Annotated in this window: 19 protein-coding genes; 8 read left to right on the forward strand and 11 right to left on the reverse strand. The window is 60.4% G+C overall.

Annotated features, from left to right (window positions below):
* Nucleotides 1–217 precede the first annotated feature (217 nt).
* Nucleotides 218–760 (reverse strand): NUDIX hydrolase, encoded by a 543-nt coding sequence (locus L901_RS16180; protein WP_059758602.1) that lies wholly within the window; start codon nt 758–760, stop codon nt 218–220.
* A gap of 113 nt (nt 761–873) precedes the next feature.
* Between L901_RS16180 and L901_RS16185 the strand changes: the two genes are divergently transcribed.
* From L901_RS16185 to L901_RS16195, 3 genes are all read left to right on the forward strand, one after another.
* Nucleotides 874–1,518, forward strand: coding sequence for a DUF47 domain-containing protein (locus L901_RS16185; RefSeq protein WP_059758605.1), 645 nt, complete (start codon nt 874–876; stop codon nt 1,516–1,518).
* Nucleotides 1,518–2,522: an inorganic phosphate transporter gene (locus tag L901_RS16190; protein ID WP_003521775.1), complete on the forward strand. Its 1,005-nt coding sequence runs from the start codon at nt 1,518–1,520 to the stop codon at nt 2,520–2,522. Before L901_RS16185 ends, L901_RS16190 begins: the two co-directional genes overlap by 1 nt.
* Before the next feature lie 90 nt (nt 2,523–2,612).
* A complete protein-coding gene (locus L901_RS16195) occupies nt 2,613–3,404 on the forward strand; it encodes a Ku protein (RefSeq protein WP_059758665.1) in 792 nt (263 codons plus the stop codon).
* 12 nt (nt 3,405–3,416) lie between these two features.
* On the opposite strand, the gene ligD is transcribed toward L901_RS16195, so the two are convergent.
* The 9 genes from ligD to L901_RS16240 form a co-directional block, all read right to left on the reverse strand.
* A complete protein-coding gene (ligD, locus tag L901_RS16200; protein WP_059758607.1) occupies nt 3,417–5,909 on the reverse strand; it encodes a DNA ligase D in 2,493 nt (830 codons plus the stop codon).
* A 3-nt stretch (nt 5,910–5,912) separates the two neighbouring features.
* A complete protein-coding gene (locus tag L901_RS16205; RefSeq protein WP_059758610.1) occupies nt 5,913–6,740 on the reverse strand; it encodes a Ku protein in 828 nt (275 codons plus the stop codon).
* Nucleotides 6,737–7,024 (reverse strand): hypothetical protein, encoded by a 288-nt coding sequence (locus L901_RS16210; protein WP_059758668.1) that lies wholly within the window; start codon nt 7,022–7,024, stop codon nt 6,737–6,739. The genes L901_RS16205 and L901_RS16210 overlap by 4 nt, the downstream gene beginning before the upstream one ends.
* Nucleotides 7,025–7,067: 43 nt before the next feature.
* Complete coding sequence (locus L901_RS16215) at nt 7,068–7,961, reverse strand: SDR family oxidoreductase (RefSeq protein WP_059758613.1); 894 nt, start codon at nt 7,959–7,961, stop codon at nt 7,068–7,070.
* 184 nt (nt 7,962–8,145) lie between these two features.
* Nucleotides 8,146–10,485 carry an EAL domain-containing protein gene (locus L901_RS16220; RefSeq protein ID WP_059758616.1) on the reverse strand — a complete coding sequence of 780 codons (2,340 nt, stop codon included), beginning with the start codon at nt 10,483–10,485 and terminating at the stop codon, nt 8,146–8,148.
* 189 nt (nt 10,486–10,674) lie between these two features.
* Entirely contained in the window at nt 10,675–11,778 is a 1,104-nt protein-coding gene (locus tag L901_RS16225) for a hypothetical protein (RefSeq protein WP_059758619.1), read from the reverse strand.
* A gap of 228 nt (nt 11,779–12,006) precedes the next feature.
* A complete protein-coding gene (locus L901_RS16230) occupies nt 12,007–13,545 on the reverse strand; it encodes an ABC transporter substrate-binding protein (RefSeq protein WP_245289662.1) in 1,539 nt (512 codons plus the stop codon).
* A gap of 126 nt (nt 13,546–13,671) precedes the next feature.
* Nucleotides 13,672–14,652 carry a mannonate dehydratase gene (locus L901_RS16235; RefSeq protein WP_003521785.1) on the reverse strand — a complete coding sequence of 327 codons (981 nt, stop codon included), beginning with the start codon at nt 14,650–14,652 and terminating at the stop codon, nt 13,672–13,674.
* Nucleotides 14,653–14,719: 67 nt separating this feature from the next.
* Complete coding sequence (locus tag L901_RS16240) at nt 14,720–15,433, reverse strand: FadR/GntR family transcriptional regulator (RefSeq protein ID WP_080853486.1); 714 nt, start codon at nt 15,431–15,433, stop codon at nt 14,720–14,722.
* Nucleotides 15,434–15,639: 206 nt separating this feature from the next.
* On the opposite strand from L901_RS16240, the gene L901_RS16245 reads away from it, so the two are divergent.
* The 5 genes from L901_RS16245 (at nt 15,640) to L901_RS16265 (ending at nt 21,485) form a co-directional block, all read left to right on the forward strand.
* Nucleotides 15,640–16,668: an ABC transporter permease gene (locus L901_RS16245; RefSeq protein WP_059758625.1), complete on the forward strand. Its 1,029-nt coding sequence runs from the start codon at nt 15,640–15,642 to the stop codon at nt 16,666–16,668.
* Nucleotides 16,665–17,564, forward strand: coding sequence for an ABC transporter permease (locus L901_RS16250; RefSeq protein WP_059758629.1), 900 nt, complete (start codon nt 16,665–16,667; stop codon nt 17,562–17,564). The genes L901_RS16245 and L901_RS16250 overlap by 4 nt, the downstream gene beginning before the upstream one ends.
* Nucleotides 17,551–18,396 carry an ABC transporter ATP-binding protein gene (locus tag L901_RS16255; protein WP_003505590.1) on the forward strand — a complete coding sequence of 282 codons (846 nt, stop codon included), beginning with the start codon at nt 17,551–17,553 and terminating at the stop codon, nt 18,394–18,396. Before L901_RS16250 ends, L901_RS16255 begins: the two co-directional genes overlap by 14 nt.
* Nucleotides 18,393–19,130, forward strand: a complete 738-nt coding sequence (locus L901_RS16260) for an ABC transporter ATP-binding protein (RefSeq protein ID WP_059758631.1) — start codon at nt 18,393–18,395, stop codon at nt 19,128–19,130. The genes L901_RS16255 and L901_RS16260 overlap by 4 nt, the downstream gene beginning before the upstream one ends.
* 288 nt (nt 19,131–19,418) lie before the next feature.
* On the forward strand, nt 19,419–21,485 hold the full coding sequence (locus L901_RS16265) for an ATP-dependent helicase (RefSeq protein WP_059758634.1): 2,067 nt from the start codon (nt 19,419–19,421) through the stop codon (nt 21,483–21,485).
* Nucleotides 21,486–21,544: 59 nt separating this feature from the next.
* On the opposite strand, the gene L901_RS16270 is transcribed toward L901_RS16265, so the two are convergent.
* Nucleotides 21,545–23,716: a TonB-dependent siderophore receptor gene (locus tag L901_RS16270; RefSeq protein ID WP_059758639.1), complete on the reverse strand. Its 2,172-nt coding sequence runs from the start codon at nt 23,714–23,716 to the stop codon at nt 21,545–21,547.
* Nucleotides 23,717–23,720: the final 4 nt, after the last annotated feature.

Here is a 23,720-nt window from a genome sequence, read left to right on the forward strand (position 1 = left end):
TGATCATCCACGGTTGCTTGAGCCGGAATGACGGAGGTGGGAAACATCGCGCGCCACCGCAAACACCGCGATTGCCGTATCAGACTACCTTTCTGTGGTGTACTGTGGCAAGGGTTTACGGGAAATGCTCTAACCCTTTGTTTTCACGCATTATCCAGACGTAAAAGCGATTCCGCTTTTACGGGAAATGCTCTAGGTCCATCCGTCGGCCTCGCATTCAGGGTCTCTCGCTGCCCTGACGCTTCTTTTTGCCCTTCGGACGAAAATCGACAAGAAGCGACTTCAGTTCGATATCGCGAACGCGCCTTGCCGCTTCATCCGGGCGCACCCATTCCAGCAGGCGTTCACCGCGTTCCTTGAAACTGGTTTCCGCCTCCGTCACCTCTATCTGGAACACATCGACCATGCAGGGTACGACATCGCCATTGTCGAGCATCTTGAGATAGGTATAGCGGCCAACGGCATTCTTTTTCACCCGGCCGCGCACGCCCGCCTCCTCCCACGCCTCGATTGCCGCCGCCTCGTGCGGCTTCTTGCGTTTCATCGGCCAGCCGCGCGGAATGATCCAGCGTCCGCTGGTACGGGACGTGACGAGGAGGATTTCGACATCCTCGCCATTGCCGGCATAACGGAAGCAGAGCGCGGCATATTGCTGCCGGAAAGCGCCAGTGAAGAGCTTTTCCGGAACCGCAGCAAGCTGCTGGAGCAATGTCAGTGCACGAGCCGGGCGGGTTTTCCGGCTTTTCTTGGTGGGTTTCATATCCGTTGATAGTGCTGATTTTCCGGGTTGCATCAATGCCCCGCGTGCATTTATGACAGTTTTATGACAATCACCCCCCACAACTAATAAAGCGCCATTGAGGGCCAATTCGCATGATGAGTATTTTTCGCAAGCTGATGCCGCGCGAGGACCGTTTCTTCGACATGTTCAGCAAACATTCCGAAACCGTCATCAAAGCGGCCGAGGCCCTTGACCAACTTTTGAGCGGCGTGGACGTCGAGAAGAACTGCGACCTTATCGTCGCCCTCGAACATCAGGCGGACGACATCACCCGCGAGGTGCTGCTCGCCGTCAGGCGCAGCTTCATCACCCCCTTCGACCGCGGCGACATCAAGGATCTCATCCAGTCGATGGATGACGCCATCGACATGATGCACAAGACCGTCAAGACCATCCGTCTTTTCGAGCAAACGGAATTCGATCCGCTGATGAAGGAAATGGGTCATGAGATCGTGCGCGCAGCCGGCCTCATCGCGGAAGCCATTCCCCTTCTCAACAAGGTCGGCACGAATGCGCATCGCCTGTCATCCATCTCCGAAGAGGTGACCCGCGTTGAAGGCCGCTCCGACGAACTTCACGATCTGGGTCTCAAGGACCTCTTCCGCCGCCACGGCGCAAGCGGCAATGCCATGGCCTATATGATCGGCAGCGAGATCTACGGCGAACTCGAAAAGGTCGTCGACCGCTTCGAGGATGTGGCCAACGAGATCAGCGGCATCGTTATCGAGAACGTCTGATGGATGTCGCACTTGCCCTGCCGCTGCTAATCGGCCTTATCGCCATCGCGCTGTTCTTCGATTTTCTGAACGGTCTGCACGATGCCGCCAATTCCATCGCCACCATCGTCTCCACCCGTGTGCTGCGCCCGCAATATGCGGTCGCCTGGGCGGCCTTCTTCAACTTCATCGCCTTCCTGTTCTTCGGCCTGCATGTGGCCGAAACGCTCGGCACCGGCATCATCGATCCGGCCATCGTATCGCCGCAGGTGATCTTCGCAGCGCTGATCGGCGCCATCGTCTGGAACATCGTCACCTGGATTTTCGGCATTCCCTCCAGCTCGTCGCATGCGCTGATCGGCGGGCTCGTCGGTGCGGGATTTGCGAAGGTGGGTTTCAATTCCATCGTCTGGTCGGGTCTGCTGAAGACCGTGGGCGCCATCTTCATGTCGCCGGCCATCGGCTTCTTCCTCGCCCTGCTTCTGGTGCTCACCGTCTCCTGGCTGTTCGTGCGGCAGACGCCCTTTGCCGTGGATCGCACCTTCCGCGTCATGCAGTTCATCTCCGCCTCGCTTTATTCGCTGGGACACGGCGGCAACGACGCGCAGAAGACCATGGGCATCATTGCCGTGCTGCTCTTCAGCCAGGGACATCTGGGCGAGAGCTTCTACGTGCCCTTCTGGGTGGTGATTTCCTGCCAGTCGGCCATGGCGCTCGGCACGCTGTTCGGCGGCTGGCGCATCGTCCACACGATGGGATCGAAAATCACCCGGCTGAACCCGATGCAGGGTTTCTGCGCCGAAACCGGCGGTGCGCTGACGCTGTTCGGTGCGACATGGCTCGGCATTCCGGTCTCCACCACCCACACGATCACCGGCGCCATCGTCGGCGTCGGCGCGGCCCGCCGCGTCTCGGCGGTGCGCTGGGGCCTTGCCGGCAATATCGTCATCGCCTGGATCGTGACCATGCCGGCGGCTGCACTGATCTCCGCCGCGGTTTATGGGCTGACGTCGCTGTTCGGCTGACAGCTCCATCCCTGCCCCGATTTGCCGCTTCTCCCGGAACAAAAGCCACCCCGTGGCTGTTGTTCCGGGGGACCAATGCGGATCGCGGACATGGCACGGCAGGTTTTCTGGAAGGGTTATCTGAAGCTGTCGCTGGTGACGGCCTCCGTCTCGCTGACGCCCGCGACGACGGAAGGCAACAAATACACCTTCCACATCCTCAATCGCAAAACCGGCAATCGCGTCGAAAGCCGTTATGTCGACAGCATTACCCACCGACCGGTCGCTGCCAAAAACCAGGTAAAAGGTTTTCCCCGCGCCGAGGACGATTACGTTCTGCTGGAGGATGACGAGATCGATGCGGTGGCGCTGGAAAGCACCCGCACCATCGATATCAAGACCTTTGTGCCAAAAGGATCGATCGACTGGATCTGGTACGACCGCCCGCATTTTCTGCGCCCGGAAGACAAGATCGGCACCGAAGCCTTCAGCGTCATTCGCGAGGCCATGAAGGTGAACGATGTTTTCGGCATCGCGCGTCTGGTGATCTACCGTCGTGAAAGGGCTGTGCTCCTCGAACCGTCGGGAAAAGGCATCATCCTGTGGACGCTGCATTATGGCGAAGAGGTACGCGAAAGCATCGACGCGCTGGAGCCGAAGATGAAAATCGACCGGCCATTGCTGGACGCCATGGAAAAACGCATCGGCAAACAGGTGACGGGTTGGAAACCGGCCTTGGTACAGGACCCCATTCAGAAGAAGATCAAATCCCTGCTGAAGACCAAGGGCGAGGAGGTCTCCTCCTCGAAAAAGAAAACCGGCACGAAGGCCCGCGCCGGCGGCAATGTCATCAACATCATGGATGCCCTGAAGAAAAGCCTTGCTTCCGAAAAGAGAAGCTGAGGCTCGCTGCCTTCAGCGGGTCTTTTTCGGAAGCGGCTCGGCAGCGGCAAAAAAGCCGTCCCACGGGTCTTTTTTCAGCGCGGAAAGACGCGCGCCGATATTGTTGACGGTGAAATGGGCCGGGCCGATCTCGGCGGTGAGTTCCGGCCATTCGAGCGGCGCTGAAATGGCGGCGCCCGGCCGGGCACGGGTCGAATAGGCCGCAACCGCCGTATTGCCCCTGCCGTTGCGCAGATAGTCGATAAAAATGCGGCCCTGCCGTTTCGCCTTGGTGGCGACAGAGAGATATTTCTCCGGTTCGGCCTTCGACATATCCGCCGCCATGGCCTTGGCGAAGGCTTTTACCGGCGCCCAGCCCGCCTGCGGCTTCAAGGGCGCGACGACATGCAGGCCCTTGCCGCCGGACGTCTTGACGAAAGCGGCGAGCCCGGCCTCTTCGAAACGCCGCTTCAGCTCCAGCGCCGCTTCGATCACCTCTTCCCAAGCCACATCCTCGCCGGGGTCGATATCCATGGTGATCATGTCCGGCTTTTCCCAATTGGCAGTGGTCGCGCCCCAGGGGTGGATTTCAAGCGCGGCGGATTGCACCAGCGCCATCAAGCCATCGAAATCGGTGATGCGGATCAGCGGTTCACCGCCCTTGTCCTTGGGATCCCTGATCTGCTCGACGGCCTTATTGATGCCGCGCCAGGCATGTTTCTGGAAAAATCGCTGACCCTCTATGCCCTCCGGGCAGCGCAACAATGCCAAGGGCCGGTTGACGACAAAGGGCGCCATGTGCCGCCAGACCTGCGCATAATAATCGGCAAGCCCCTCCTTCGTCACGCCGTCCTCCGGCCAATAAAGCCGGTCCGGATGGGTGAACGTTATCTTCGATTGCGGCGCCTGGGTATCGGACACGGCCTTCTCCTCGCGTTCGATTTCTGCTGCGGGCTTGTCTTCACGCAGCCCCCGGAAGGAGGCGTGACGCAGATTGCCATCCGCGGACCATGCCCGAAACTCCACTTCCGCCACCAGTTCCGGCTTGACGAAATGAAGGTCGCGGCGGGCAAGCGCGGTGAGCCTGCCATCGAAAGCGCTGTCCTTGCGCTCCAGCGGCTTCAGCCGGCCAAGCAGCATCTCCGCCACTTCGCCCGTATAACCTGTCCCGACACGGCCGACATGGCGCAGCTTGCCGTTTTCATAAACGCCGAGCGCCAGCGATCCGATGGCATGGTCCGATGTCGAGGAGACGGTATAACCGCCGATGACGAATTCCTGTCGCATCGAGCATTTGGATTTTACCCATTCGCCCTTGCGGCCGGAAACATATTTGCTGTTCCTGACCTTGGAAATGACGCCCTCGAGGCTGAGCCGGCAGGCATGGTCGAGGACAAGCGCGCCACTTTCTTCGAAATGCTGGCTGTAACGGAGATGAGGATCGCCCGCCGACAGCAGCTTTTCGAGCAGCGCCTTTCGCTCGCTCAATGCCGCACCGCGCAGATCGCTGCCATCGAGATAAAGAAGGTCGAAGGCGTAGAATACGAAGCGGTCGCTGCGCCCTTCGCTCAGATCCTGCTGCAAGGCGGAGAAATCGGAGGCGCCGTTATCGCGTTCGACGACGATTTCGCCATCGATCAATACCGTTTCCACCGGCAGCGCCGTGAGCGCTCCTGTCACGGCCCGGCCGAATTTCTCCGTCCAGTCCAGCCCGCTGCGGGTCAGCAGTTGAAGCCTGCCCTGATCGACGCGCGCCTGCAGACGATAGCCGTCGAATTTGATTTCATGCAGCCAGCGAGAACCATCCGGCGGTTTCGGCTTGAGTGTGGCGAGCGCCGGCGGCACGAAAGATGGCATGGCCAGTTTGCGTGCGCCTTTGGGCAACGCATGAGCCTGTTTCCTGCCGGAGGCAGAAGCGACGGTCTTTTTCGATACCGTTTTGGAGTTCCAGGTATCCTTCGGTTTGGCTGCAACTTCCTTGACACTGCGCCCGGTCTTTACGGATTCCGGCCGTTCTTCGAGAATATCCGCGCCGCCCTTATGCCTCGCCTCCTCGTCATCGCCCTTGATGAGCAGCCAGTTTTCCCGGCTTTCTCCGGGCTTTCCATGCATGCGTACCAGATGCCATCGGCCTTTGAGCTTTTCGCCGTCCAGTTCGAATTCCAGGTGGCCTTTGCGATAACCTTTCCGGGCGTCGCCGATCGGCTGCCAGGTGCCGCGATCCCAGACAATCACGGTGCCGCCGCCATATTGTCCTTTCGGGATGACGCCCTCGAAATCGCCATAGCTGAGCGGATGGTCCTCGACATGCACGGCAAGGCGCTTGTCCTCGGGGTCGAGGCTGGGGCCACGCGTCACCGCCCAGCTTTTCAGCACCCCGTCCATTTCCAGCCGAAAATCATAGTGCAGACGGCGGGCATCGTGTTTCTGTATCACGAAGCTCGATCCCTGCCGTTCCGCCCTGGTGCCACGGGGCTCCGGCGTCTTGTCGAAACTGCGCTTGGCGTTATAGGTCTGCAATCCCATCGATCAGCTCGCTTTCCGGGAAGCCTTGCGGCCTGCCGCTGTCGCCTTTTTCCCGGCTCCCGCCCCGGCGCTGCGGCGCAGGGCCTCCTTGAGATCGATGATATTGTCCTCCCGGTGCGGCGGCTGTTTCGCGATTTCCCGGCCCTCGATCTTGGCTTTCACCAGCTCCGCCAGCGCATCGTTGTAACGGTCGCTATAGTCCGCCGGATCGAAGGCGCCGGCGCGCTTTTCGATGATGTGGCCGGCAAGTTCCAGCATTTCCTCGTCGAACTCGATATCCGGGATCGACTTGAAGACGGTGGTTTGAGAGCGAACCTCATAACTGAAATTCAGCGTCGTCGCGACCAGAGCATTGCCGCTGGGGCGGATCAGGAGAACGCGATTGCGGCGGAAAAGAACCGCCTCGCCGAGTGCGACGACATTCTCGTCTTCCATGGCCCTCGCCAGAAGCGTCAGCGCCTCTTCGCCCTCCTGCCCCGTCGGCGCAAGGTAATAGGACTTGTCGAAATAGAGCTTGTCGATCTCATCACAGGGCAGGAAATGCCTGACGCGGATGACCTTGTCGCTTTCCGGCATCAGCTTCGCAATCTCGTCTCCCTCGATGACGATGTGGTCGCCATTGTCGAGTTCGTATCCCTTGACCTGATCCTCGCGAAGAACCGCCTCACCGGTGTCGCTATCGACATATTGCCGCTCGACGCGGTGGCCGGTCTTGCGGTTGACGATATTGAAGGAGATTTTCTCCGCCGAGGTCAGTGCGGAATAGAGGCCGACTTCGCAGTTGAAATCGGCAAAGGTCAGATGGCCTCGCCAGCTCGCTCTCCGGTTCATGTCCGTCGTCCCTCGTCATCGCTGCGGGAGGACATGTCTCCGCGTCGGCCCTTGGCCAGAATGCGCTCGATGGCGGGCACATCCGCCTCCGCCAGAACCGGCACCGGATCGGACGCCATGGCTTCCAGCACCTCCGGCGATAGCCCGCCATTGCGGATAACCCATTCCATGGCCTCACGGGTCTGCCGCTCCGCTTTCAACTGCGCATAAAGCGCCAGTATCAGCCGGTCGCGAACATCGAAGCTCTTCAAATTTCTGTCTGAACGTCCTGCCTGCCGTTTCATCTCGAAATCCTCAAAGGCCCATCCGGCATTGGCGGACATCGGCTCAGGCAACGCCCCTGCCGCCGGTCACGCCATAAACCTCGCCATTGATGAAACTCGCATCCTGCGATGCCAGCAGCACGTAGACGGGCGCCAGTTCCACCGGCTGTCCCGGGCGGCCGAAATCGCTGTCCTTGCCGAAATTCCTCACCTTCTCGTCCGGCTGGCCGCCGCTCGGCTGAAGAACCGTCCAGAACGGGCCGGGAGCGACGGAATTGGCGCGTACGCCCTTTTCGATAAGCTGCTTTGCAAGCGCTTTCGTATATGCGACGATACCGGCTTTTGTCGTGGCGTAGTCCAGCAGGATGGCGGACGGTTGATAGGCCTGGATCGACGCGGTGGTGATCACCGACGAGCCCGGCTTGAGATGAGGAACCGCCGCTTGCGCTATCCAGTGCAGCGCATAAAGATTGGTCTTCATGGTAAGATCGAAATCGTCGGTCGACAGTTCTTCTATGTCTTTGCGATATTGCTGCCTTGCCGCGTTGATAACGAGAATATCCAGCCCGTTGAGATCGCCTGCCGCCTTCTCGACCAGTTCGCGGCACCATGCCTCGTCGGTAATATCGCCGGGCAGCGCGACCGCCACGCGGCCTTCCGCCTCGATGAGCGCCACGACCTCCTCTGCGTCGGATTCTTCTTCCGGAAGATAGGAGATCGCCACATCCGCGCCTTCCCGCGCAAAGGCGATCGCAACCGCACGGCCAATGCCTGAATCGCCGCCGGTTATCAGCGCCTTGCGTCCTGCAAGCTTGCCGGTGCCGCGATAGGTCTTTTCACCATGGTCCGGGAAAGGCGTCATATTCGTCACGAGACCCGGCATTTCCTGGGTCGGGGTCGAAAAAGGCGGGCGCGGATACTGGCTGCGCGGGTCCTGCGGCTCGAGGCGGTCTGTCATCGCGGTCTCTCCCATAGATAGATGTCCATCCGTGGCGCATTCGCTGACACAGCAGGCATACCGCCCGGTCGGGATGACAGCAGCATGGACGCGCCACACGCTAGCCTAACGATCTGCCTTGGCTCTCGTTCCATCGGAGATGGGAAAGGAGGGCGACGACACCATTGTGCCGTCGCATCTTTTATCAAACGGAATGTTTCTTCCGTGTGGTGGCGCTGACGACCTGGGCGGGCGCGACATCCGGTTTGCCGAAGAGATAGCCCTGCGCCTGCGCGCAGCCCTCGTCGACCACCATGCGGTATTGCGCATCCGTTTCAATTCCCTCCGCCGTCACCGGCAGATCGAGGCTGCGGCCGAGGCCGATCACCGCGCGCACGATGGCGCGGGCATTGTCATCGTCGCTCATGGCGGCGATGAAGCTGCGGTCGATCTTGATCTTGTCGAAGGGGAAGCTCTGCAGGTTGCTGAGCGAGGAATAACCCGTGCCGAAATCGTCCATGACGATGGCGACGCCGAGCGCCTTCAACTGGTTGAGGATGATCAGCGTCGCCTTGCGGTCCTTCAGAAGCGCGGCTTCGGTGATTTCCAGTTCCAGCCGGTTGGGCGAAAGTCCGGTCTGCATCAGCACGGTGCAGACGACATGCCCGAGATTGGCCAGCGAAAACTGCAATGGCGAAACGTTCACCGCGATCTTCAGGTGCGGCGCCCAGCCGGCCGCCTGACGGCAGGCCTCGCGCAGCACCCATTCGCCGAGCGAGATGATGATGCCGCTCTCTTCGGCAATCGGAATGAAGACATCCGGCGGCACCACGCCCCGTGTCGGGTGCTGCCAGCGCACCAGCGCCTCGTAACCCACGACCTGCCCGCATTCGACCGAAAGGACCGGCTGATAATTCAACAGCAACTCGTTGCGATTGATGGCAAGCCGCAGATCCGTCTCGAGCTGGCGGCGCTCGCGCGCCTCCTGATCCATCACCGGATCGTAGAAGGCCAATATGCCGCGCCCGCCCATCTTGGCGCGGTAAAGCGCCAGATCGGCGGCGTGCATGATGCTTTCATGGTCCTTCCCGTCCCGCGGGAAGACGGCGATGCCGATGCTGACGCCAACGGAGGTCGGATCGTTGGCAACATTCATCTTCAGTGCGAACATGCCAAGGATCGTCTCGGCCAGCAGGCGCGCCTCTTCCGCCCTGGTGTGCCGGGCGGTCAGGATGACGAATTCATCGCCGCCAAGACGGGCGACTACATCCCCTGCCCTTGCGCATTCATCGAGAATGGCGGCAACCTTTTTCAGGACGCGATCCCCCTCGGCATGGCCGAATATGTCGTTGACCGCCTTGAACCGGTCGAGGTCGAGCGCCAGCAGCGCGAATTCGTCCTCCTCGTCGCAATGCTCGATCTGTTGGTGAAGACGGGTCTGGAACATGGTGCGGTTGGAAAGGCCCGTCAGCACGTCGTGGCGGGCAAGATATTCGATTTCCCGCTGCGCTTCGCGCTTTTCCGTCAGGTCGCGAATGGCCATCACCTCGCAGGGGCGGCCGCGATATTCGATCGTGCGTACGCCGAGTTCGAATATCTGCGCCTGCCCGGCGCGCTCGCGAACCGCCTCCACCGGTGCATGGCGCGGCAGATAGGCGGGCTGCCCGTCGATTGCCTTGAAGAGATCGTCGGGGTTTTGTCCGACCAGCGACGTTTCCTCCCGGCCCAGAAGGCCGGCAAAGCGGGTGTTAAGCTCCACGATCCGCCCATCGCGGACGACGGCGAGACCATCGAGCGTCGCATCCACCAGACCCTTGAGATCGACAAGGTAACGATCCACAAGAGCAGCGGCGGCAGTGGTGGACAGGATCAGGAACGTGACGCCGGAAATGGCGCAGATCATGATCAGCCGGGCGACATTGTCGGGATCAGGCCCCGATACGGACGGATCCGGCGAAAGCACCGTGGCCGACATGGCCGTGAAATGCAGCGCGCAGATCGCGAAGATCGCCGATCCGGCCGGCGCGGCGATGCGCTGCCAGGAACCGAGCCGACGAAAAAGGAAAAAGGCGAGGAGAAAAGACGCCCAGGCAACCGCAAAACCACCCAGCACCGGCCCCCACCGATAGCTGATCGTGGCGGCGACATCCATTCCCGCCATGCCGACGAAATGCATGACGGCAACCGAGAGCGTGACCAGCGTGCCGACGATCGCCGGGCTGTAAGCGGCCTGCGAGCGGCTGGTGAGCGCCAGCCAGAAACCGAAAACCGCAAGAACCGCCGAAAGAGCCGTGAAGGCGAAATCATAACCGATCGGGACTGCGCCCTTATAGGCGAGCATGGCGACGAAATGCGTGGCCCAGACGCTCAGTCCCGCAGCGAAGGCCGCGACCAGCACCCAATAGGGCTTGCGGCCAGCCGGACTTTCCTCCGCGCGCAATAAAAGATGAAAAAAAGCAAACATGCCAAGCAGGCAAATAACAGCCGCAAGAAGCACGACCGCCCGGTCGTGTTGTACGACAACGCATTCCAGAACCGTGAACATGACGCACTCTCCCAGCCTCTGAAGAACCGCTCACGGTGGCACTATGGGAGTGGTTTATTTATAAATCTCTAATGCAACTATTGATAAATGGAACGATCTGTCCTGCAACGTACAGAAAGGAACGGGCCGCACGCGGCAGCCCGTAAGCTTTTTCGCGCGCGGCCCGACCGGGACTATAGGAAAAGCCGTTTATTTCCAGCTTCGATAATCGGCTGCGGTGCATCCGAAAGGCGCCGGGCCATCGGAGAAACGCTCCTGCAGACGGGCGCATCCCCACTCGTTAATTGCTGCGGGCATCATGTTGTTGAGGTCCATGCCGGGCGAGTTGAACTGCGACGGGGCGCTTGTGACGTACCACAGCCAGTAACCGATAACCGCGACGATGATGACGGCCACGATGGCAGCAAAAGTCCCCAGTCTGCGCAGGAGGCTCGGCCCTTTCGCACTCGTCGCACCCGGAGCCGAGGCGCCCTCCGGCGTCTGGTTCGCGAGCATCGGGGCAAGCGATGCGAGGGCCTCCGCCCTTTCCGGCTCCGATAGGTCGATCCGCTCCAGCCGGTCGTCGAGCAGAACCGGCAGCGCGGTCTTGCCGTGCCAGACCGCCAGCGCAACATCGTGTTTTCCGTTATGGCCAACGACGACCGGGATTCGCCCCCTCTCCAGATGGGTGAAGGACTGCCGCTTGGTCTTGTCTTCTCTGACCGTGTCGGCATAGGTGACGAAGAGACGGCTGCGTTTTTCGGCAACCGCCGTCAGCGCCACCGGAATGACGGTCAACGGTGCGGGCTTTCGCAGCTGCAGGCGAACCCGCAGGACACGGACAAGCGTGAACAGCATCGCCAAACTGCCGAAACCGAGCAGGGCGACGAACACGCCGAGCGTGATGATGCGGTTCCAGAGCATGTCGAGGCCGAGGGAAATCGTTGCGAGATCCGGGTTCTTCGCGGAGATGACCAGCCCGGTTTCATAATCGCCGGAATGGAAATCGACGAACATGACCTCGACATCCTTCTTGTAGCTCACGCCCGCATGGTCATAGGAAAGATCGGCCTCACAGGTCGTGAAGATCGCCTTGCGCGTCTTGCAGCTGCCGCTGATATCGCCGTTTTCGATCTCCAGCGGATCTTTGCTGATCTGATAGTCGCGCAATATGCCCGGACCTTCGGCCACGAGCATGACGGCCGTGATTACCAGAAGCACCGGAATGGAAAAATAATAGGCTGCCGGCACCGAAATGACGCCACGTTTGAGGCTCAGCGGCCGCGACGGAAGTTTTATCTGTGCAAGGTTCATGGTCGTCAACGCATTCTTCGGGAGGTGGGTGAGCGGAGTTCACGACTCTCGCCCGATGGAAGGAATAGTCATCGGACGATCTAACCCGATGAACTCCTTGAGAAAACCCCCGAATTTCCGGGATAATGACGATAATCTACCGCCTCGGCCGGGCTTCCCGCCTGGCCGCGAATAAAAAACGGGCGGTAAAACCGCCCGTCGCAGGTTTTCAGAGGCTGTGGTTTGCCCTTAATCCTTCGTGACCTTTTCCAGCCGGGTCGTCATGTTGGGATGACCCACATAATTCTTGACATGCGTATTCAGCACAATCGGCTCGAATCTCTCGAACATCGGCAACACCGCCGGCTTCTGGGCGACGAACATTTCCTGCATCTGGGTGTAGATTTCCCCGCGCTTCTTGGCGTCCGGCTCCAGCGAAGCCTTTGCCGTGAGCGCCGTCAGTTCCGGAATGTCCCAGGCCGAGCGCCAGACGAAATTGCCGGCGTTGTTGGCGGCAAGCGAATTGTCGGGGTTGCTGGAGAACTGCTCCATCGAACCCAGCACATTCAACATATAGGCGCCGGTCTGCGGAATGAGCAGATCGAAATCCCGCGCACGGTGGGCGGCAATCACGTCTGAACCGTTACCCTGCTGGACATTGACCTTGATGCCGATCTGGCTGAGCGAGGCCTGGATCGCGGTGGCGAGATCGATGCGCGGCGTCTGCGCAATCGTCTTCAGATTAAGCGTGAAGCCGTTCTCATAACCGGCCTCCTTGAGGAGGGCCTTCGCCTTATCTACATCGAGCTTCCAGTCGGGGCTCGGAATGGCGTATTCGAAGTTTTCCGGCACCGGCACCGTGCGCGCCCGGCCATAAGGACCCATGATGGTCTTTTCCATGCCCTTGTAGTCGATGCCATAGGCAATCGCTTCGCGGACCTTGGGGTTGGACAAGGGCTCCTTGCCGGCATTCATGGACAGGACGTAGAAGCCGCCCGTCGGCACGCGCTGGATCTGGAAACCTTCCTTGTTGTTGAAGATTGCAAGGTCGGCAGCCGTCAGCGCACTGGCGATGTCGATATCGCCGCGCTCCAGCATCAGGCGCTCCACCTGGCTTTCCGGCACATGCCGCACGATGACGCGGCGCATTTTCGGGCTGCCGGCCACATAATTCTTGTTGGCCTCGAGAATGATGATCTCATTCGGCGACCAGCGATTGAGCGTAAAGGGACCGGAACCGGCGGAATTGGTTCTCAGCCAGCCATTGCCCCAGTCGCCATTGCTTTCATGCGTCTTGACCTCTTTGCTGTCGACGACGCTGGCGATGACCATGGCCAGACGGTAAAGAAGCAGCTCGGACGTCGTTTCGCCGGAAAGATCGATGCGTACCGTTTTTTCATCCGGCGCGCTCACCAGCTTGTCGACATTATCGGCATTATAACCAACGCGCTTGAGGTTGGCTGCGGCCGCCTGGTTCATCTTCAACAGCCGGCTGAGCGAATAGACGACATCTGCCGAGGTTACCGGATTGCCCGAGGCGAAATTAGCCTCGCGAAGATGGAAAGTGATGCCCTTGTCATCTATCTCCCAGCGCTCTGCAAGCTGCGGTGAAACCGTGCCCGAACCATCGACCGAAATCAGACGGTCATAGAGGTTGGACATGATTTCGTTGGCTTTTCCTTCGGTGGCCTGATGCGGGTCAAGCGACAGCACCTGAGCCAGCGAGGTTCCGATGACAAGCTGGTCATTCGGTGTTTTGGCCATGGCTGGCGCTGCCTGCACCAGCATGGCGCCCAGGGCCGTGGTGAATGCGAGACGGATCAATGATTTTCTCATACCTGCTCCTCCTACAGATCGGTAATTCCTGTTTGTGAAAAAGCCCGCGACGCAGCGGGGCGTCGCGGGCCAGAACGGTCAAAGATGTTTGTTGTCAAGCGCTTCTATCAAGGCGGCGATGTAGCCGTAGCAGAAGGCGAAAGCGACACCGACGGCATCGCGCCCGGCGATCGTCGGCACATGGTCTGGCATGATCATGTAGCGATAACCGAGTTCGTGATAGAGTTTCAGCGAACGCACCATGTCCATGTCGCCTTCATCGGGGAATGTCTCCATGAAGGAGAGTTTGCCGCCGCTGATATTGCGGAAGTGGACGTTGAAGATCTTGTCGCGGCTGCCGAACCACCTGATAATGTCGTCGATCTCCTCGCGCGGATTGTCGAGCATCTCGCCGATCGACCCCTGGCAGAAATTAAGGCCATGATAGGGGCTCTCGCGCATCTGCACGAATTTCTTCAGCCCTTCGACCGTGCCGAGAACACGGGTGACGCCCCTGTAACCCGGCGGGGTATAGGGGTCATGCGGATGGCATGCCAGGCGCACGCGGTTGCTTTCGGCCACCGGCACCACACGCTCGAGGAAGTAATCGATACGTTCCCAGTTCTCGTCTTCGGAAAGAACGCCCGCGAGACCCGGCGCTGCATCATGGTCCGCCTTGTCCCAGCGCCAGGCCTCATTGAGCGAGCCGCCGCGGCCGCGCTCCATTTCGGTGCGAGGAATGCCGATGAGGTTGAGATTGTATTTCGCGGCAGGGATTCCGGCCCTGGCGATATTCTCTATCATCGTGCAGACGGCATCTATCTGCCGGTCGCGATCAGGACCGGCAAGCAGGATATCGGGATACGACGCCTGTTCGATGGGCCGCGACGGCAGCGGCAATTGCACCATGTCGAGAACGAGGCCAAAGCTTTCGACCTTGTCACGATGGCGCTCAAAGTCCTCGAAAGTCCAGCTCGCGGGCTTTCCGGGCGGATCCGCGTTGATATTTTTGACGCCAAGCTGCGCCCAAACCTTAAAATCCTCGTCATCGCGCGCAGCAACCTGGGTGCCGACATACATCGATTCTCTCCTCTCTCCATGCAAGTCATCATATGACATCGCATGAAATAAGATGAGTGTCGAGATGCTATTGCGCCTCAGATAGCAACCTGTATCGGCGCTGGCTCGCAAGCATATGTTCGCGCATGGCTTTTCGTGCCGCTTCCGGATCCTGTTCGACGATGGCGCGCAGGATTGCCTCGTGCTCGGCCTGCACTTTGCGAAGATAATTCGCATCGCCGGTTTCCGGCAGCGTCGGGAACTGCCCGCGCGGTATGGAGCGCGAACCGAACTGACGCAGAGCCTCCAGATAAAAGCGGTTATTCGTGGCGATCGCGATGGCCGTGTGAAACTCGTAATCGGCATCGACGGTGGTTTCACGCGCATCGATGGCGCGGGCCATTTTCCGGTGCGCCGCAGAGATTGCGGCCTCCTGCTGGGCTGTGCGGCGATAGGCGGCGATTGCCGCCGCCTCCCCTTCGGTCGCAAGCCGGAACTCCAGCATTTCCAGCGTTTCCGCAATGGTTCCGACTTCGGTTTGCGTCAGTTTCACGCCGGCCCATTCACTGGTATTGCTGACGAAAACCCCCTTGCCCTGGATGGGAACGACATAGCCGGCGGAACGCAAATCCGCGATCGCCTCGCGAACCACGGTGCGGCTCACGCCGTAGCTGCGTTCAAGCTCCGGTTCGGTGGGAAGTTGATCGCCGTTTTTCAGTTTTCCACTGCGAATTTCTGCGCTGAGATTATCGATGATCTGTTGTGCCCGCCTCTCCCGCGGCCTCGCTTTGTCGCCCATCATGCCACTCTTCCCTCTTGCAGAATACGAATCCCTTCGCTACTCATATTATGACATAGCCGCACATCATATGTTTTCATGTTAGCTCAGGGAGGAGTTGGGATGAAGTACCATCAAGAGTTTTTGCAAAGGAGAATTGCGCGTCTGCGGCGAGCAGTGCGCAATGCCTCGGCCGCTGACGGCGTTCTCACAGGGAAGTGCGGCCAGCAATGACGGAAATCTCACTGCGCGGGCTTGGACATCGCTTTCTGCAACTGATCGTCAGCCTCTTCATCCTGCTCTGCATCACCTTCATCATCGGCCGGGTCATGCCGAGTGATCCGGTCGGGGCAATCGTCGGCGAACTTGCCGATCCCAAGGCCTATGAGGCCATGCGAGCGCGGCTGGGGCTCGACCTGCCGCTATACCAGCAATTCTTCATCTATCTGCGCGGCCTGCTGCATGGCGATTTCGGCATTGCGATCCTGACCGGCAACCCCGTTACCCGCGATCTGGCGCAGGCTTTCCCCGCCACCTTCGAACTCGCCACGCTGGCAATCATCATCTCAACGGTCGTCGGCGTCCCGCTCGGTCTAGCCGCCGCCCTCTTCCGCGACACCTTCATCGACAAGTTCGCGCGCGTTTTTGCGCTGGTTGGACATTCGATACCGGTCTTCTGGTTCGGCATCGTCGGGCTGGTGATTTTCTACGCGAACCTCAACCTTGTCGCCGGCCCCGGTCGGGTCGACGTCTTTTACGAAGGCCTCGTGGAGCCGAAGACGGGATTGATGCTCGTCGACAGCCTGCTCGCAGGCGAGACAGAAATCTTCTGGAACGCGCTTGGACACATCATCCTGCCGGCGATCATCCTCGCCTATATGGCCATGGCCTACATCACCCGCATGACGAGGGCCTTCACCCTCGAACAGCTCAGCCAGGATTATGTCATCGCGGCACGGGCCAAAGGCGTCAGCCCTGCACGCACCATAACCCGCCATGTGCTGCCCAACATCGCCGTGCAGCTCATCACCGTTCTGGCGATCTCCTATGGCAACCTGCTGGAAGGCGCCGTGGTCACGGAGATCGTCTTCTCCTGGCCCGGCATCGGCCAATACATGACGAATGCGCTGCTCATCGGTGACATGAATGCGATTCTGGCCGCCACGATCGTCATCGGCTTCATTTTCATGTTGCTCAACTTCCTCGCCGATCTAGCCTACACCACGCTCGATCCCCGTACACGGGAGGCCGCACGATGACCGATATCGCGCATAACAATACCCTTGATCGTCCCAGCGCCCTGTCGCGCATCTCGACTACCACCGCGCGGACACTTCGAAAGCTCGCGGACGAACCGCTTGGAATGTTCGGCTTCGCCATTCTGGCCATTCTGGTTCTGGTCGCCATTTTCGCACCGCTCATCGCGCCTTACGATCCTGCCCGTCAGGCTCTGGAAAACGCGCTTCAGCCTCCCAGCTGGACACATCTGGCCGGAACCGACGAATTCGGCCGCGACATTTTCAGCCGGCTTGTTTACGGCACCCGCATCACCATCCAGACGGTACTCTCGGTCTCGGTCATCGTCGGTCCTATCGGCCTTGCCATTGGTGTGATGGCCGGTTTCTTCGGCGGGCGAACCGACGCGATCCTGATGCGCGCGACCGATATCGTCCTGTCCTTCCCCTCGCTCGTGCTGGCGCTTGCCTTTGCGGCCGCCATGGGCGCCGGCCTCGGTACGGCGATCATCGCGATCTCGCTGACGGCATGGCCGCCGATTGCGCGTCTTGCCCGCGCGGAAGCGCTTGTCGTGCGCAATACCGACTACGTCGCCGCCGCCCGTCTCTATGGCGCCTCGCCGCTGCGCATCCTGTTTCTGTACATTGCGCCGATGTGCATTCCCTCGGTCATCGTTCGCCTGACGCTGAACATGGCGGGTATCATCCTGACCGCCGCGTCACTCGGCTTCCTCGGTCTGGGAGCCCAGCCGCCGCTGCCGGAATGGGGCGCGATGATCTCCAGCGGCCGTAAGTTCATGCTCGACTACTGGTGGGTCGCCGTCATGCCCGGCATTGCCATCCTGCTGACGAGCCTTGCCTTCAACATCGCCGGCGATACGCTGCGCGACCTCCTGGATCCGCGTCATGCCCGTTCCTGATAGCTCCCCCATCCTCTCGGTCCGCGACCTCAATGTCCGTTTCGGCCGCAACACCATTCCGGCCGTGTCCAACGTCAATTTCGACGTCGGGCGCGAAAGGGTCGGCATCGTCGGTGAGTCCGGCTCGGGAAAATCCACCACCGGCCGCGCCGCCATGCGGCTCCTGCCGAAAAGCGCCACGGTGACGGCGGAGCGGATGGATTTCCTGTCCGAGCCGTTGCTCGAAAAATCCGAGCGCCAGATGGGCGCGATCCGCGGCAGCGAGATGGCGCTTATCATGCAGGACCCGCGTTACTCGCTGAACCCGGTGCTGCCCATCGGAAAGCAGGTGGCGGAGGCCGCCGAACTGCATCTGGCGTTGACCGGCAAGGCGGCGAGAGGTGCAGCACGCGACATGTTGCTGCGCGTGCGCATCAACGATCCCGACCGCGTGATGGCGCTTTATCCGCACCAGATATCGGGCGGCATGGGGCAGCGTGTGATGATCGCCATGATGTTGCTCGCCAAGCCGAAGCTGGTCATCGCCGACGAACCGACCTCGGCCCTCGATGTCAGCGTTCGCAAGGATGTGCTTTTGCTTCTGGACGAGATGGTCCGCGAGAATAATTCCGGCCTGATCCTCATCAGCCATGACATCCGCATGGTCGCGGCCTTCTGTGAGCGCGTGCTGGTCATGTATGGCGGACGCGTCGTGGAAACGCTGACGAAGCTGGAGGATGCGCAACATCCCTATACGCGGGGCCTGATCGCGGCGATGCCCGATCCCCGCAATCCGGTGCGGCGTCTCAAGGTGCTGGACCGTCAGGCCATCGATGCGGAGGTGATGCGATGATCACGGTGGACAAGCTCGACGTCGTCTACGGCGCAAAGGAAAACCGCAATCACGTCGTGCGCGGCGTCAGCCTCACGGTCAACAGGGGTGAAACGCTCGGCATCGTCGGTGAGAGCGGCTGCGGCAAGTCGACCTTGTTGCGGTCGCTGGCGGGGCTGGAGGCCGGCTGGACCGGTTCGATCAGCTTTAACGGCAAACCGGTGGGCAAGACCCGCAGTCGCGACGAACTGAAACTGGCGCAGATGGTGTTTCAGGACCCCTACGGTTCGCTGCACCCGCGCCACCGCATCGGCCGGGCTCTCGCCGAACCGATCCACGCCATGGGACTTGGCGATGGCTGGTCGAAAGTGCCTGCCGCCCTGCAACAGGTGGGCTTGCCGCCACATTTCGCCGAGCGCTTCCCGCATGAACTTTCCGGCGGCCAGCGCCAACGCGTGGCAATCGCCCGCGCGCTGATCCTCGAACCGCCGATCCTGCTGCTCGACGAGCCGACATCCGCGCTCGACGTCTCCATCCAGGCCGAAATCCTGAACCTGCTTGCCGACCAGCGCGAAGAACGCGACCTCACCTTCGTTCTCGTCAGCCACGACCTCGCGGTCATCTCCCATATGTGCGACCGTGTGCTGGTCATGCAGAACGGCGATTTTGTCGATGAGCTGACCAAGGCCGATCTTGAAGCGGGCGTTACCCATTCGGCCTATTCAGGCGAGCTGTTCGAAAGCAGTTTCCTGTAACGACCCTCCCAAAACGGTCACACCGGGCGACCCATCCACGGCCGCCCGCCTTCTCCCGTGGCGCGATTTCGGGGATTTCGCGGGCGACCTTTTGGGCCGATAAATCTCACCACCGACTGCGTTCAAACCACCGGAACAATGCGTTCAGCATTTGTTCTGGATTGCTGTTTGAGTCTTTGCTAATCATTGCCACGACAGGGCAGACAATGGCCGGACATTCCGACGACTGCCATCTCTGAACAAGGTTCTCACCCGTGGGGACAGGCAGGTTATCTAAGGATTGCTGGCATGGCGGTTGCCTATCTGGAAAAGCTCAACGAACAGCAACGCAGGGCGGTGGAGCATGGCGTTGGGCTGGCAGACGGGCACACGGCCGGACCGCTGCTGATCATCGCCGGGGCCGGTTCGGGCAAGACCAACACGCTCGCCCACCGTGTTGCGCATCTGATCGTGAATGGCGCCGATCCCCGCCGCATTCTGCTGATGACGTTTTCCAGACGTGCCGCCACGGAAATGTCGCGGCGGGTCGAGCGTATCTGCAAACACGTTATCGGGGCGAATTCGGCAATCATGACAGACGCGCTGGCCTGGTCCGGCACGTTTCACGGCATCGGCGCGCGCCTGTTGCGCATCTATGCCGAGCAGATCGGGCTCAACATCGATTTCACCATCCACGACCGCGAGGATAGCGCCGACCTGATGAACCTCGCCCGGCACGAGCTGGGTTTTTCCAAAACCGAAAGCCGCTTTCCAACGAAGGGTACGTGTCTTGCGATCTATTCGCGTGTGGTGAATTCCCAGACGCCGCTCAAGGAGATATTGCGCCAGCATTATCCCTGGGTCGCCAACTGGGAGAGCGAACTTAAGGAACTGTTTGCAGCCTATGTGGAGGCCAAGCAGGTCCAGAACGTGCTCGATTACGACGATCTCCTGCTCTACTGGGCCCAGATGGTCAGCGATCCCGTTTTGGCGGACGATATCGGCAACCGCTTCGACCATGTGATGGTCGACGAATATCAGGATACCAACCGGCTTCAGGCTTCGGTGCTGATGGCGCTGAAGCCCGGTGGCCGCGGCCTGACCGTGGTGGGTGACGATGCGCAGTCGATCTATTCCTTCCGGGCGGCGACGGTGCGAAACATCCTCGATTTTCCGGCTTCCTTCAGCCCTGCTGCCGACATCATCACGCTTGACCGCAACTATCGCTCGACGCAGCCGATCCTTGCGGCTGCCAACGGCGTCATCGATCTGGCGCGCGAGCGGTTCACCAAGAACCTCTGGACCGAACGGCAGTCGCTGGAGCGCCCGAAACTCGTGACGGTGAAGGACGAGACCGAACAGGCGAATTTCATCATCGACCAGATCCTCGCCAACCGCGAAACCGGCATGACGCTGAAACAGCAGGCCGTGCTGTTCCGCACCTCCAGCCATAGCGGCCCGCTCGAGGTGGAACTGACCCGCCGCAACATCCCCTTCGTCAAATTCGGCGGTCTGAAATTCCTGGACAGCGCCCATGTGAAGGACATGCTGGCCGTGCTGCGCTTCGCGCAGAACCCGCGCGACCGCGTCGCCGGTTTTCGGCTGCTGCAGATGCTGCCCGGCATCGGACCGAAGAAGGCCGGCAATATTCTCGATGCGATTGCGACAGACCCCGAGCCGCTGCTTGCCCTTGCCGAAATTCCGTCGCCGCCGAAGACCGGCGACGACTGGACAGCCTTCACGCAAATGCTGGTGGGCCTGCGACAGGCGCCGAACGACTGGCCGGGCCAGATCGGGCAGGCGCGACTGTGGTACGAACCGCATCTGGAACGCATCCATGAGGATGCGGACACCCGCAAGGCCGATTTGCTGCAGCTCGAGCAGATCGCCGGCGGCTACCCCTCACGCGAGCGCTTTCTGACCGAGCTGACGCTCGATCCGCCGGACGCCACCAGCGATCAGGCCGGCGTGCCGCTACTTGACGAGGACTATCTCAGCCTCTCCACCATCCATTCGGCAAAAGGCCAGGAATGGCGTTCCGTCTTTATCCTGAATGTGGTCGATGGCTGCATTCCCTCCGATCTCGGGGTCGGCTCCACCCAGGAACTGGAGGAGGAACGCCGGCTGCTTTATGTCGCCATGACGCGCGCCAAGGACAGCCTGTCACTGATCACGCCGCAACGCTTCTTCACCGGCGGGCAGAACCAGCAGGGCGACCGGCATGTCTACGCCGCAAGAACCCGCTTCATCCCGGCGACATTGCTGCAATTCTTCGAAACGGCAACCTGGCCATTGGTGTCGGCTGCCGCTTCCGAACGCAGCGCGCAGCAGATCCGCATCGATGTGGGTGCGCGGATGCGGGCCATGTGGAAATAAAAAGCGGGGCATTCACCCCGCTCTCATGACTGGCGATTGTTTTCCGGTCGACGCCGTTGTCAGAACTTCACGCTGGCCGTGAGGCTGACATTGAAGGGCTCGCCCACGGCATTGGCATAGCTGGTGGAGCCGATGGATGAGGTGTAATAGGTCTTGTCGAAAATGTTCTTCAGATTGAGCTGCAGCGTCACCGGCTTTTCGAACTGAAGCGTGTAGGTGGCGAAGGCGTCGAAGACCGCATAGCCCGGCAGATTGTAGGAATTGTCGTTGATGCCGGCGCGCTCACCCACCGCCCGCACACCGCCGCCGATGCGCAGCGTATTGCCGTTCGGACCGATCTCGCCGACATCATAGGCAAGAAAGAGCGAGCCGGTGTGGCGCGCCACATTCGGCAGGCGCTTGCCGGCATAGGTGGGATCTTCGAGCACGAGCGCATCCGTATAGGCATAGCTTGCGATGAGATCGAGATCGTCGGTCAGGCTGCCGGCAATATCGACCTCCACACCGCGCGAACGGACGAGGCCGGCGGCCTTCACCGTCGAGACGCCGCCGACATCTTCCGAATAGGCGACATTGCGCTTGCGGGCGTTGAACAGGGCGATATTGGCGTTGAGCCCGGCGAAGAGATCGAACTTCGCGCCCACTTCATAAGAAATGCCCTCCTCCGGATCGAGCCCGCCATAATAGGCGCCGATGGATGATTGCGGGCGGAAGGTTTTGGCCACATTGGCGTAAAGCGAGGCATTCGGAGTGAGCTTGTAGACCAAACCGGCATTGGGAATGAGCTCGCCGCCATCCTTCTCGGTATTGACGACGAAGGGACGGCCCTTGCCGGCATAGATGTCGTAATATTGATAACGCAAACCGCCGACCGCGATCCATTGATCGTTAAGATGCAGGGCGTCCTGCATATAGATCGAGGCGGTGGAGAGCTCCTCCGTCTGGTCGCTGTCGACCGCCCTCACCGTGGTGCAGACCGGCAGGCGGCCATAAACGGGATTGTTGACGTTGAAATTCGTGGAATTCGCGCATCGCAGCATGTCGGTGCGCAGGGTATCGCTGTAATCGTAGGACGCGCCGAACAGCAGGTCGTTGCGCAGCCCGCCGATTTCGGCCTCGCCCGTCAGATCCGCCCGCAGCGCGTGATTGTAGATCGTCGAATATTGCGTCGCATCGGCCCGTCGCGTCACCTGCCCGGTGCGGGAGTTATAACCCATCACGCGCGCCTGATTGTCCGAATATTCGTTGCGGCTATAGGCGTAATTCAGCGACAGCTTCCAGTCATCGGAGAGTTGGCGGTCTATGGCGATGCTCGCGAGATCGGATTTACCGTCGGTGATGTTATAGGCTTCATCGAGGCGCAGGCGGCGGCTGACATTGATCGCCCTGCCGGTCGCCGGATCGAAGATCGTGCCGCGATCGAACGGCACGCTGTAGTCCTCATGCATATAGGAAACCGTAATATCGGTGTCCTCGCCGCTCCATTTCAGCGAAGGCGCGATCAGCCAGTTCTTCTTCTCACCGAAATTGCGCCAATAATCGCTGTTTTCCCCCTCGCCGATCAGGCGATAGGAAAAATCCGTGCCCGCAATCGGGCCGGTCACATCGAAACCGCCTGATGTGCCATACTTGCCCGCCCCATAGGCGGAGAAGCGCGAATATGCTTCCGCCGTGAACGTGTCCTCCGGCTTCTTCGTCACGACATTCACCATGCCGCCGGGGTCGAGGATACCATAAAGCGTGGAGGCAGGCCCCTTCAGCACTTCCACCCGCTCGACAGTATCGTTGAAGGAATGCGGCAGGGCCGTCTTCAGCCCGTTGACGAGAATGGAGCCGTCGCGATTATCGCCGAAACCACGGCGGATGACGGCATCCTGCGTACCGCCGAGCGTATTTGCCTGGGTGACGCCGCTGACATTGGCCAGCGCTTCATCCAGCGAGCGCGCCTGCTGGTCGCGCAGCACCTCGGCCGTCACCACATTGACCGATTGCGGAATGTCGAGGAGCGGCGTTTCGGTGCGTGTCGCCGTGCCCGTCGTCACCGGCTGATAACCGCGCGCGCCTTTTTTGACCTCGGCATTGACGGTTATGGTCTCGAGCACGGTCGTCCCGTCGGCGTTTTTCTTCGGTGCTGCACTCTCCTGCGCAAACGCAGGCAGGGCGACCCCGGCCAGAAGAAATGCCAGCAGCGCCCGCGAGCGCATCCCAATGATCATCGAACCGTCATGCATCGTG

It is taken from the genome of Agrobacterium sp. D14 (genome assembly GCF_001526505.1).
Taxonomy (GTDB): Bacteria; Pseudomonadota; Alphaproteobacteria; order Rhizobiales; family Rhizobiaceae; genus Agrobacterium; species Agrobacterium leguminum.

Coding starts and splice junctions, on each gene's coding strand:
- L901_RS16270 (WP_059758639.1), bottom strand. CDS start 23,716: ATGCATGACGGTTCGATGATCATTGGGATGCGCTCGCGGGCGCTGCTG.
- L901_RS16230 (WP_245289662.1), bottom strand. CDS start 13,545: ATGCTGGTGCAGGCAGCGCCAGCCATGGCCAAAACACCGAATGACCAG.
- L901_RS16205 (WP_059758610.1), bottom strand. CDS start 6,740: ATGAACCGGAGAGCGAGCTGGCGAGGCCATCTGACCTTTGCCGATTTC.
- L901_RS16195 (WP_059758665.1), top strand. CDS start 2,613: ATGGCACGGCAGGTTTTCTGGAAGGGTTATCTGAAGCTGTCGCTGGTG.
- L901_RS16250 (WP_059758629.1), top strand. CDS start 16,665: ATGACCGATATCGCGCATAACAATACCCTTGATCGTCCCAGCGCCCTG.
- L901_RS16260 (WP_059758631.1), top strand. CDS start 18,393: ATGATCACGGTGGACAAGCTCGACGTCGTCTACGGCGCAAAGGAAAAC.
- L901_RS16235 (WP_003521785.1), bottom strand. CDS start 14,652: ATGTATGTCGGCACCCAGGTTGCTGCGCGCGATGACGAGGATTTTAAG.
- L901_RS16255 (WP_003505590.1), top strand. CDS start 17,551: ATGCCCGTTCCTGATAGCTCCCCCATCCTCTCGGTCCGCGACCTCAAT.
- L901_RS16240 (WP_080853486.1), bottom strand. CDS start 15,433: ATGATGGGCGACAAAGCGAGGCCGCGGGAGAGGCGGGCACAACAGATC.
- L901_RS16225 (WP_059758619.1), bottom strand. CDS start 11,778: ATGAACCTTGCACAGATAAAACTTCCGTCGCGGCCGCTGAGCCTCAAA.
- L901_RS16190 (WP_003521775.1), top strand. CDS start 1,518: ATGGATGTCGCACTTGCCCTGCCGCTGCTAATCGGCCTTATCGCCATC.
- L901_RS16185 (WP_059758605.1), top strand. CDS start 874: ATGATGAGTATTTTTCGCAAGCTGATGCCGCGCGAGGACCGTTTCTTC.
- L901_RS16210 (WP_059758668.1), bottom strand. CDS start 7,024: ATGAAACGGCAGGCAGGACGTTCAGACAGAAATTTGAAGAGCTTCGAT.
- L901_RS16180 (WP_059758602.1), bottom strand. CDS start 760: ATGAAACCCACCAAGAAAAGCCGGAAAACCCGCCCGGCTCGTGCACTG.
- L901_RS16265 (WP_059758634.1), top strand. CDS start 19,419: ATGGCGGTTGCCTATCTGGAAAAGCTCAACGAACAGCAACGCAGGGCG.
- L901_RS16245 (WP_059758625.1), top strand. CDS start 15,640: ATGACGGAAATCTCACTGCGCGGGCTTGGACATCGCTTTCTGCAACTG.
- ligD (WP_059758607.1), bottom strand. CDS start 5,909: ATGGGATTGCAGACCTATAACGCCAAGCGCAGTTTCGACAAGACGCCG.
- L901_RS16220 (WP_059758616.1), bottom strand. CDS start 10,485: ATGTTCACGGTTCTGGAATGCGTTGTCGTACAACACGACCGGGCGGTC.
- L901_RS16215 (WP_059758613.1), bottom strand. CDS start 7,961: ATGACAGACCGCCTCGAGCCGCAGGACCCGCGCAGCCAGTATCCGCGC.